Below are 10,852 nucleotides of genomic sequence, written 5' to 3'. Positions count from 1 at the left end.
CATGAATATTAAGAGATATCGGGTTTTTCTTGCCTCTCCAGGGGATATTCCTGGAGAAAGAGTAAAAGTTGGAAAAGTTATTGAAGAACTCAATTTGGTCTTGGCCAGTCGGAAAATCCTTCTAGAACTGGTTAAATGGGAATCACATGCCTACCCATCAATTGGCACTGATGCCCAGGATGTCATCAACAAGCAGATCAATGATCAGTACGACATATTTCTCGGTATCATGTGGTCAAGGTTTGGGACCCCCACAAAGAGAGCTGATTCTGGCACCTTAGAAGAATTTGAAAGAGCCTACAATAGATTGCTGAATAATCCAAACTCAATAAAGATTATGTTTTACTTTAAGGACAAACCCATTCCTCCAAGTGAAATTGACCCAGAGCAGATTAGAAAGATTCAAAACTTCAAGAAGAGTTTACAAAGTTTAGGTGCATTATATTGGACGTATAAAAGACCAAAAAAGTTAGAATCAATTATAAGAATTCATTTACTCAAAGTAATCAATGAACTAGAAGATTTCCATTTATTAAATGCCAAAATCGTCAAGGAAAAACGAAAGAAAGTGCTAACAAAAGATATAAGAGATGATGACACTTATAATTATTTGGACACAAATGACATTCTATATCTAAAAGCTGAGGGACGGCATACTTTATTTTTTATGAAAGATGATACCAGCGTAGAAGCAAAGGAAGGTATTTCGCATTTTGAAAAATACCTCCCAGCCCATTTTATAAGAATCCATCGTAGTTATATTTTAAATTCTAAATTTCTAGTTACAATGAATCATTTAACCTCATTAATAAGGGTTAAATATTCAAAAGAATTTATTCCATTTCATAAATCCAAAGCTGAAGAAATCAAACAATTAGTAATGAAAAATGAATTTGGTTAAAATAAACCATTTCGTATTATCAGGGCGTGGTAAAAAATAAAATACCGAAATTTGTCGTTATAATAATGACATTTGGTATATTTATTGTCAGTATAAAAGTAAAAAATGGCATGGCAAAAAAAATCGGTGCCTCTAAAAAGGTCAAAAAAAGCTTTGTGGGTGGAAAACTCCACCATAAAATTGAACCCATATCAGCAACTGTTGATGCCGATGGTAATATCATCTTGAGTTCGCAAGAAGCTTCAGGGAAGGTAAAAGCCGTTCGCCACGGTTTTACTGGTATTATTGGTCACAAGGGAGTTGGTAAAACAACGCTTTCTATGGCCACAGCAACGGGCCTAGAAGTTTTGAAGATGGCAGCTTTTGATTGGAACGATGATGCCAGGGGAATCCAATTAGTAGATGCAATCAGGGAAGGGATTGGCTATGGTGATTTTGAAAAGATTGCAGCACCAATGCAGTTTGATACTGTTGCTTGGGCCAGGGTGTTGGGCACAACCACCCGAACCTTGGAGCGGTACAAAAAAGAAGATAAGGTTTTTAAGGCACAGCAATCAGAGCGTATCATAGAGATCAAACAACTATATCATAAAGGGATGGAAGTTTTCAACGACAAGGAAAGCTTTCACATATGGTTGCATACAGAAAACATTCCCTTGGGCAAGGTTACCCCACTTTCTTTATTAGATACCAACCTCGGTATTAGCATGGTCAAAGACGAGCTTGGCCGTATCGAACATGGCTTGTTCGCATGATTGCATATCGATTAGGTAAAACACAATTTATCAATGACCTTACTGGTACTGGAGCCTATCTGTATGGTGGAAGATGGAATAATAAAGGTATCAGAATGCTTTATACAGGACAATCAAGGGCATTGGCAATGGCAGAAGCTTCAGTTCATCTCCCCTTACATCTTGTCCCAACAGGGTATTCCATTCTAGAGTTAGAATTTCCAGACGAAATGATCCAGGTTTTTGACCAGAAACAACTGGAACATGTGAATTGGCGTTCCTTTCCCGCCTCTTATGTCACTCAAGAAATAGGAGATACGTTTATTGAAAGTTCCCTGCAATTGGCGTTAAAAGTACCTTCGGTTATCGTTGAAGGTGATTTTAATTACTTACTGAATCCTAACTTTCCTGAATACACCAACCTAGTAAAAATTAATGACATAAGGGACTTTCCCTTTGATGAGCGCATATTTAATCGATAATTCTAAATAGCCTAATAAGCAATAGTATAAATATTCTATTTAATCTATTTATCAATAGGAATTAAATCGAAGATTTCATTAGGACCCTTAAAGAAGTTGAGCTTCACCTGTGGTGAATTTAGTCCCCCCGTCGATACCTTGTACAATGCCCGTGTTGAATCCGCAAAAGACTTTTGGAAGCTTGCGCCCAACTTTAAAAATAGTGGCGGAATCCCCTGCAGGAGGGAGGCCCTATTTTTAAAAAAAGTATTGCAGCAGATTTTGAAGGCACGGGCTAGATTTGTCGTCGATGGTGGAAAATGAATCATAGGTAAATGAAGCCAACCTAGACTTTAGGAACATACGTCCCTGAAGTCCTTGTCCAAAAGGGCAAGGATTGCTCCGTATAACGGACAACATCTTATGCAAAGGATAAGACGTTGTGACTTCGATATATTCATTTTTTAATGTAAAGTTATTATTTGTATAAATTTATTACGACATGTTTTGTAGGATTATACAGAATAAAATGAAAACTTTTTCTATATTGTTACATTATCAACCATTTAAAACCTCATGAAATCATTGATAACTGCCATATTCAAGTTTCTTCCCCTTTCATTATTTCTATTAGTCCTAAGTTCTTGTGGACCTCTAAGTGATACCACTACTGCAGCTATAGGAAATAAAAATACTGGTTGTAAGGGTACATTTTTTCTAGAACCAGAACACTTTGTTAGAAATGATTCCATATCGGCTGCATTAACAAAAGGGTTGGGTGTTTTTGATATTGCCTTGCAAAAAATCCTGAATCCATCATCAGTTTTAAGCCCAATAGAAACAGCCGATGGGGAAAATAATTATAAGTATTTTAAGCAAAGGGTAGCAATATATAAAACAAGGACTCCTGAGCAACTTGCGACTGCTTGGAATGCAAACATGATTAGTTTTTGTGCTAGAAAGAAGGATTTAAAAAAAATGATGCGTTCAAAACGCTATACCGAGAAAATTAGGGATATGGCAGGTGAGCGATTCTTTCTAGTGGATAGCGGTTGGGACGTTTTTCTAGAAATATTGAATAATAGAATAGCCGGGATTCCTGACACCAGGACTATTGAAGACGACATTATAAAAAAAAAGCTCCAGTCGTAGAAGTATTTAATTTAGTCAGAACCAGCATAGATAGCTTAAACAAAAATGATGTCCCAAGTCAAGTAATAAATCACAGTGCATTTGATTTATATAATGTAAATATTATTGTAAAGAATCCGAACCGGTCTGGCACTCGTTTATCTTTATATGATGTGACCTTTCTATCCGACCATCATAAATACAATCAACTAGGGGTTGGACCAACTGTAGCAATAAATAATTACCTAGAAAACTATCATCTAAAAAGCAGTCAGCCCGCACGTGTCATAAGTAGAATTAAAGAGCTTAGGGGTTTAATCACAGGAGAAGGTGAACTGTCGGACTATAATGTTAACAGGAAGTTGTATAATGCACCTAAACATTGGGGTTCACAAGAGTCGTATAAGATTGAACTTTCTCGTGCCTTTGAACAATTTAAGTTTTATCATTCCACGGTTCCGAAGTTTACTGAACTGGAAAAAGAAATTTTTGGTATAGACAACACCAAACCAATTGTTATAGATGAATTCACGGCAAATTACTATGACCCAAATAATTTGGATTTATATAACCGACATGATTACTATAGAGGGTCCTACTTTGATACCAAATCGCAAATGAGGGATTTTATAAATGAATATCTTGAAATAGTTCCATTGGGATATTATACATTGAACAAAAGAAAAAATCTGTCAAAACTAAAGAATGGTCCCATCATCATTACTGGTGATGATGAAAAACATTTTAGTCTTGTATTAGCGCTAAGAAAACCAAAGACTATACGACCTACAAATCTAACAGGAAAGTCAAAAAAATCCGATTCAAACAGTTCGAGAGCAGCTAGGGGTCAGGCTATTCCTGATAATAGTTTTACTTCTATGGATATAACTTCTATTGAAGGAAACTTAGATGAAGAAACCTTAATTTCAGAGTACTTGAATAAAATAAACCTAAGAATACAATTAAAGTTAAGTTCAAGCTTCGGTCCATTGTATACTTTGGATTTTCCATTGAGAAATTAGTTTTAAATTTTTTGTTTCAACATAACATTTGTAAAAGCATTTATCCTCCCTACCATTTTTTGAAAACCTATTATATTTGGTTTATCGGTCATAAGCAGCATAGCCCTTTTTTTAACTAGAACAGACAATGAAAATATTGTGGCTTTGCGCTTTATTGCCCCTAATTAGCTTTGGACAACTCAAAGGAAAGGTTGTACAAGTAAAAGATGGAGATACAGTAGTTATCCTTGACGAGGATAACCAACAGCATGTCATTCGGGTTGCAGATATAGATTGTCCAGAATACGCACAGCCATTTAGCAAGGTTGCCAAGAGGTTCACTTCAGATGAGATATATTTGAAATTGGTATTTGTTGAAGAAAAGGGCAAGGACAGGTATGGAAGAATTATAGGTTTTATCAATTACGATTCAGGGAAAAACCTATCTGAAGAATTGCTAAAAAAGGGACTTGCTTGGCATTTTAAAAAGTATTCAACTAATTCAGAATTTAGTACACTAGAATCTTTAGCAAGGCAAATGAATATTGGCATATGGACAATGGAAAATCCAATAGCTCCTTGGATTTGGCGTAGAAACTATAATTAAAGACACCTTTTGACAACGCTAGCTCGCCTGTTTCACAGGTCTCTCGTCATATTTGTTTTTGGAGTCCTGTAAAACTTGGATATCCAACAAATAATCTAGGTACTTAACTTGTTGTTCCTCCTTTGTTTCAGGGTTTTTGATTTCATCTATGGTTTTCTCGATTTCGGCTTTTCGAATCTGGGAATTGAGCTCTTTATTTAAATTTTGTCTCAACTCGTTCAACGGCTTTATCATCAATCCAGAAATTATGGAAATAAGGGGGCCACAGATAGCTTCGGTAATACTAAGATTTGAGCTATCGAAATAAGATACAGCTACGCCGAATCCAAACAAAAGGACACCTAGAATACAGATAATTATAGTGGTGAACTGTAATACCTTGAATCCTAATAACATATAGTTATTGAATTTAAACCTCAATTCTTTGGTCTTTTGGCCATACTTAGAGTTCATGTTTGGCGCTTGTTCCTGGCTATTAGGAACATCAAGGGTCGGCAATTCTGGGGCGGAGGTAGAGAGGGGTTGCTTCATAGTGCTCATGTCGTAAGAGGTTTTGGGACGAATCGTTTCCAATTCGGTGACAAATATAATTTTGAATGAAATGAAATTTGTTGAAAAACGAGTTTATTCGATGAAATACACATATAATTAATAATAAAAAGTAAAATAAATTATTAATTTATCAATGATTACATGTTATACATGTCATCTATTCGTTTTAAAGTGCCCATTTGGATTATTTCAACAATAATTTTAACATTAATTAGGCCTTTTATCGATGAAATGCGCATATTATTAACATAATCTCCTATTTTGAGATATATAATGTCGATGAATGGTATCACGATTTTTGATTTGGCGTTTTAGTCCTAGGTTCACCATTCAACTAGATATAGATCAACCAGAAAAAGATTTTGGTAAAACATCGGAATGTCTGGGGTCAGGTCGCAACGACATCTTTTTGGTCCAGACCACCTCAAAGCTATAATGCCCGAACTCCTCTGTGGGTTTCCCATAACAGGCATAAACCCCCTTTCCCCTAATGGGTGTTTTCAGCATTGTCTGAGGAAAATGGACACAATCAAAGAACTCACCTTCCATATCGAGCATGGTAGTGAAGGCCATCCTATCTCCTTTGGAAGTGGTGTTCAAACGGTAATGTACCATTGAACCGTATATCAATATCATTTTTCCCTTGTATTTGGGCATGTCCTTTGCCAACAATCTGCTCTTGGGACTGTCCGCCATTAGATCAAAATAGGAGCATAATGGAAACCCCAACAGTTCGAGTTGGTCATAATGGTCCTCGATATTGTTGTGGTAAAGGATAGGTATCTTAAAATTTCGGTGTTTAGGCCTGAACAAAAACCTCTGTGTAGTTTTCAAGCTATTGGCCTTTGTCTTGAACATACCCTGCCAAAGCAGTTCCTTCTTGGGAATGCCTGTGAACCTAAAGCCATCTATTCTTATCAGGATGGTCAATTGCTCCATGGATATGGCGATCCTATCAATAAAATTATCAAATGAGCGGAACTTTCCGTTCAGTTGTCGTTCGGTCAATATCCTTTGTATGACGAGTTTTTCCAGACTTCTTAAATAACCGAACCCAAGATATATCGCATTTCCAATGACAACATTGGGATGGTCACTGGTATTGATACAGGGAGGGTGGATGACAGCTCCCCATTTCCTGGCCTCATGGATATAAAGTTCGGTATCATAGAACCCGCCACCGTTATTTAGGACTGCAGTCATAAATTCAATGGGGAAATAGCATTTGAGGTAAAGGCTCTGGTAACTCTCGACGGCATAGGATGCGGAATGCCCCTTTGCAAAAGCATATCCGGCAAAGCTTTTTATCTGTTCCCAGACTTCGTTGATGAGTTGTTCACCATAACCTCTTTTCCTGCAATTCAAAAAGTACTTTTCCTCTACGGCCTTGAATTCCTCCCTTGACCTGAACTTCCCGCTCATCCCCCTTCTTAATACATCAGCCTCTCCCAGGTCCAGTCCCGCAAAAAGATGGGCCACCTTTAGCACATCCTCCTGGTATACCATTATACCGTGAGTCTCAGGCATGATTTTCCAAAGGTGGGGATTGGCCTGTTTCCTCCGCATGGGGTCACGTTCACGTTTGATGTACTCATCTTTCATCCCAGAGCTGGAAACACCAGGGCGTATCACCGAACTGGCAGCTACAAGCCCAAGATAATCATGGGTACGGAGTTTTTTCATAAGCCCCCTCATGGCGGGGGATTCCACATAATATGCGCCAATGGCCCCTCCCTTGCTCAAAAGGGCATTTATCTTCTCATCCTTTTTGAATACATCAGTCCTGTCAATGTCGATGAGTTCAGCATCAGGTTGGTTTTCCCTCACCAGTTCTATGGTGTCCTTTATCTTGGCAAGCCCTCTTTGTCCGAGGATATCATATTTGAATATCCCTACGTCCTCGGCAATGATCATATCGAACTGAACCGTTGGGAAACCCTTGGGCGGAAGGCTGGTAGCTGAGTAGTAATGAACAGACTTGTCCAATATCAATATTCCTGCAGAATGCACGCTGATATAGTTGGGCATCCCCTGTACCCAAGTGGAATATTTAAGGACTAGCTTTTGCATACTGTCTAGGTTGGGCAAATGGTAGTTACCCACACTGAGCTTGTCAATTTCCTCTTTGGGAAGCCCAAACACCTTACCAACTTCCCGTACTGCCGCCTTATATTTGAAAGTGTTATAGGTTGCCAACAGTGCAACGTTCTTGAACCTTTTGAAAATATAGGCCGTAACATCTTCCCGTTCCCTCCAGGAGAAATCAATATCAAAGTCAGGTGGAGAGGTTCGATAGGGATTGATGAATCGCTCAAAATAAAGGTCAAGCTCGATGGGGTCCACCTCGGTAATGCCTATGACATAAGCCACGATGCTGTTTGCTCCGCTCCCCCGTCCAACAAAGGGATAGTCCTTGTTCCTGGCATATTCCACAATATCATGGTTGATTAGGAAATAGGGAACAAAACCCATGTCCTTGATGGTCGCAAGCTCCCTTTCCAATCTCCTTTCTACAGTTTGAGATGGATTGGGATATCGTTTATAAAGTCCTTTGTTACAGAGTTCCTTCAGCCGTTCAAAATCCCTTTTCTTGTCACCAAGGAACGATTGTTGGTTCTGGGATATCCTATTATCGTCAAATCCGAATCCAATGGAACAGATATCCAAAATCCTTTGTGTATTGGAAACTATCCCAGGGTGGTTCTCAAGGATTTCCAAAACTTCCGTCAAAGGAAGCATCTTGTCAAGTGGGCTTCCCTCTTCAGACTCCTCCAGCTTGCTCAAGATGGTGTTCAGGCCAATGGCCCTTATGAGTCGATGTACGTTAAAATCCTTTTTATTCCTAAAAGTGACGGGTTGTTTCAACACCAGGTTATCACAATTTTTGTATTTGGAAAAAGGTAATTTATTGAGCTCCCGGATGGTCAACCCTATGAACTCGTTTTCCCTAAAATTGGTCCTTTCCAATTGCAGTACCTTTTCAAATGGATAGATGATATAGGCGTTTTGGAATTCGGGGGCAATCGGCCCTATTTCAGTGTCATTGTGCAGGTGCACTGATAGAAAGGAGTTGAGTTCCTGAAAGCCAAGATTGTTATTGGCAAGGCCCACAAATTGTTGGTCTGAGCCGTTTCGGAAGTCAATTCCAACTATGGGCTTGATTCCTTCTTTTTGTGCCAAGCGGATAAAGTTTAGGCAAGCGGATGTATTATTGATGTCTGTCAGTGCCAATACATCAACATTGTTCTGTTTGGCAAGCTCCAATAATTGGGTCTCTGAGAACGTCCCATAGTTCAGGGAGTAATATGTGTGACAATTGATATACATTATTGGGTCCGGTGAGCGAGTACAATGGGAGGGCTTCCATCAAACGGGTTTCCATCACCACCGATGGTCTTGGCGCCGATGGATGCTGCGTGCATCACCTTGTTGTCACCGAAGCGGTCCTTTATCTTATCCATAGCGCTATATAGGTTCAACATCTTTTCAGAATCATCAAAGAGGTCTATCTGATAATTGCCCCCGACGATATGGCTGAACGAAATCCCGATTAGCCGTATGAGCATTCTTCGGTTATAGAGCGTATGGAACAGTTCCAGTGCTAAGGGCACAAGGATATGGTCTGCACTTGTATAAGGAATACGCTTTTGCTTGGTATAGGTTGAAAAGTCAGAGTAACGAATCTTGACACTGACACACCCGGTCATCTTATTGGCCCTTCTGAGTTGGGATGCCCTGCACTCCACCATTGCAACAAGGGATGTCCTCAATTTAACCATATCAATGGTATCGGTCCCATAGGTGCGTTCCATATTGATGGACTTACGATGGTGGAACGGCACAAGTGGAGGATTGTCAAGGCCATTAGCACGTTTCCAAATGGTCTTTCCGTTAAGTCCAAAGGCGCTTACCATAAGTTCGAGGGGCATTTCCTGTATGGTACTTATACGTTCAACCCCCATGTTGATGAGCGCTTGGGCAGTCTTGTTTCCAACAGATGGTATCTTTTTTACGGACAGAGGTGCAAGAAATTGTTTCTCCAGACCAAAATCAATCCTCAGTTGGTTATTGGGTTTTGCCTCTCCCGTGGCCACTTTTGAAACTACTTTGTTCTTGGAAAGTCCGAAGGAAATCGGCAGCCCTGTTTCCTTAATAATCCTCAGCCGGAGTTCGGAAGCATATTTGTAGCAGCCGAAAAACCTGTCCATCCCGCTCAGGTCGGCATAGAACTCGTCCACACTTGCCTTTTCAAATATGGGTACATCTAGCTTTATGATTTCCGTTACCATATCGGAGAACTTCATATAAGTACCAGCATTGCCCCTTATCACCACGGCCTCCGGGCAGAGGCGTTGTGCTATCTTCATGGACATGCCCGAATGCACCCCAAATCGCCTTGTCTCATAACTGCATGAGGACACCACGCCCCTGTCGCCAGTACCGCCCACTAGGATAGGTCTTTTCTTAAGTTTGCTGTCGAGTAGCCGTTCACAGGACACGAAAAAGGTGTCCAAGTCCATATGTAGAATAGTTTGCTGCACGGGGTTATTTGGATTAAAAATATGGATTTAATCCAAAAATATGGAATTTATCCATTCATGAAAAGTTAAAGTTTTTTGGTAAATTGGTATACCAACCTTAAAATAATGTGCTATTCAACCTCAAACCGGGAAAAAACCCAGGCGCAAATGGAACGGGAAATGGAGGCCACTTTCCGGGATCCAACACTTTATGACCCATATTATTGGATGAACGGGTTTTCACATGGAAAAATATACGGGATGACCCAAGAAGCCCCAGACAAGATTGATGTAATGACCTGGGGAATAGTAGAACCTTGGACAAAAGATGTAAAGGAGCGCTGGAAAAAGCTCGCCGGAAAATCTTTAAATACCCAATCCGAATACGCTTTTGATAATAACAGGTCTGAAGAAGCCATTCTAAAAAGAAGGGTGGTGCTTCCTGTTACTGGATACTTTGAGCCATACCATATTAAAAAAGAATCGTTCCCTCATTTGGTACAACCTATCCATGAAAGTTATTTTGGTCTATTAGGGGTTTATAATGTAATTGACGGAATTAGATATACGAGTATATTAACCACAGAGGCAAATCGTTTTATGCAACAGGTACATAACAGCAAGAAACGTCAACCCATCATGTTAGATCCTTATCATTGGAAAGACTGGGTTGACCCAAATTTAAATGATAGTCTGATACGGCAATTAATGTTTCAATGTGACACAGACCAGGAAATTGAAGCCTTCACAGTTTCCAAGAGCGCAACTAATTCTAGGGCAGATAACAATGTTCCTGAAATCTTGGAAAGAAAACATTTTCCGGAAGTTATAGCACAGCAAAAATATGACGTACAGCAGATGGACACTTACAATGAAAATCTGGATAATCTAAATTCAGGTTTTGAATCAACTTCACTTTTTGGATAATGTACATATAAGAGTTCG

Annotated in this window: 10 protein-coding genes; 7 read left to right on the top strand and 3 right to left on the bottom strand. The window is 39.4% G+C overall.

Annotation, left to right across the window (positions count from 1 at the left end; translation table 11 throughout):
• Position 1 precedes the first annotated feature (1 nt).
• From FVB32_RS05425 to FVB32_RS05400, 6 genes are all read left to right on the top strand, one after another.
• Positions 2 to 901, top strand: coding sequence for a LytTR family transcriptional regulator DNA-binding domain-containing protein (locus FVB32_RS05425; RefSeq protein ID WP_147741943.1), 900 nt, complete (start codon positions 2 to 4; stop codon positions 899 to 901).
• 110 nt (positions 902 to 1,011) lie between these two features.
• The gene (parS, locus tag FVB32_RS05420; RefSeq protein ID WP_187269507.1) at positions 1,012 to 1,656 is read left to right on the top strand and encodes a type II RES/Xre toxin-antitoxin system antitoxin; all 645 of its coding nucleotides are present in this window, start codon (positions 1,012 to 1,014) and stop codon (positions 1,654 to 1,656) included.
• Positions 1,653 to 2,117, top strand: coding sequence for an RES family NAD+ phosphorylase (locus FVB32_RS05415; RefSeq protein WP_147741939.1), 465 nt, complete (start codon positions 1,653 to 1,655; stop codon positions 2,115 to 2,117). The genes parS and FVB32_RS05415 overlap by 4 nt, the downstream gene beginning before the upstream one ends.
• Positions 2,118 to 2,672: 555 nt before the next feature.
• The gene (locus FVB32_RS05410) at positions 2,673 to 3,248 is read left to right on the top strand and encodes a hypothetical protein (protein WP_147741937.1); all 576 of its coding nucleotides are present in this window, start codon (positions 2,673 to 2,675) and stop codon (positions 3,246 to 3,248) included.
• A 152-nt stretch (positions 3,249 to 3,400) separates the two neighbouring features.
• The gene (locus FVB32_RS05405) at positions 3,401 to 4,249 is read left to right on the top strand and encodes a hypothetical protein (protein ID WP_147741935.1); all 849 of its coding nucleotides are present in this window, start codon (positions 3,401 to 3,403) and stop codon (positions 4,247 to 4,249) included.
• A 127-nt stretch (positions 4,250 to 4,376) separates the two neighbouring features.
• On the top strand, positions 4,377 to 4,835 hold the full coding sequence (locus FVB32_RS05400) for a thermonuclease family protein (RefSeq protein ID WP_147741933.1): 459 nt from the start codon (positions 4,377 to 4,379) through the stop codon (positions 4,833 to 4,835).
• Positions 4,836 to 4,853: 18 nt separating this feature from the next.
• Here FVB32_RS05400 and FVB32_RS05395 read toward each other — a convergent pair whose 3' ends face one another.
• The 3 genes from FVB32_RS05395 to FVB32_RS05385 all read right to left on the bottom strand — a co-directional run bounded on the left by FVB32_RS05395 (position 4,854) and on the right by FVB32_RS05385 (position 9,928).
• Entirely contained in the window at positions 4,854 to 5,375 is a 522-nt protein-coding gene (locus tag FVB32_RS05395; RefSeq protein ID WP_147741931.1) for a TRADD-N-associated membrane domain-containing protein, read from the bottom strand.
• A gap of 357 nt (positions 5,376 to 5,732) precedes the next feature.
• Positions 5,733 to 8,714, bottom strand: a complete 2,982-nt coding sequence (locus FVB32_RS05390; RefSeq protein ID WP_147741929.1) for a DNA polymerase III subunit alpha — start codon at positions 8,712 to 8,714, stop codon at positions 5,733 to 5,735.
• Positions 8,714 to 9,928 (bottom strand): DNA polymerase Y family protein, encoded by a 1,215-nt coding sequence (locus FVB32_RS05385; protein WP_147741927.1) that lies wholly within the window; start codon positions 9,926 to 9,928, stop codon positions 8,714 to 8,716. Before FVB32_RS05385 ends, FVB32_RS05390 begins: the two co-directional genes overlap by 1 nt.
• 105 nt (positions 9,929 to 10,033) lie before the next feature.
• Between FVB32_RS05385 and FVB32_RS05380 the strand changes: the two genes are divergently transcribed.
• Positions 10,034 to 10,834: an SOS response-associated peptidase gene (locus tag FVB32_RS05380; protein ID WP_147741925.1), complete on the top strand. Its 801-nt coding sequence runs from the start codon at positions 10,034 to 10,036 to the stop codon at positions 10,832 to 10,834.
• The last annotated feature ends 18 nt before the right edge of the window (positions 10,835 to 10,852 follow it).

This window comes from Flagellimonas hymeniacidonis (genome assembly GCF_008040165.1).
GTDB lineage: Bacteria > Bacteroidota > Bacteroidia > Flavobacteriales > Flavobacteriaceae > Flagellimonas > Flagellimonas hymeniacidonis.
This window is presented reverse-complemented; position numbering and strand designations above follow the sequence as displayed.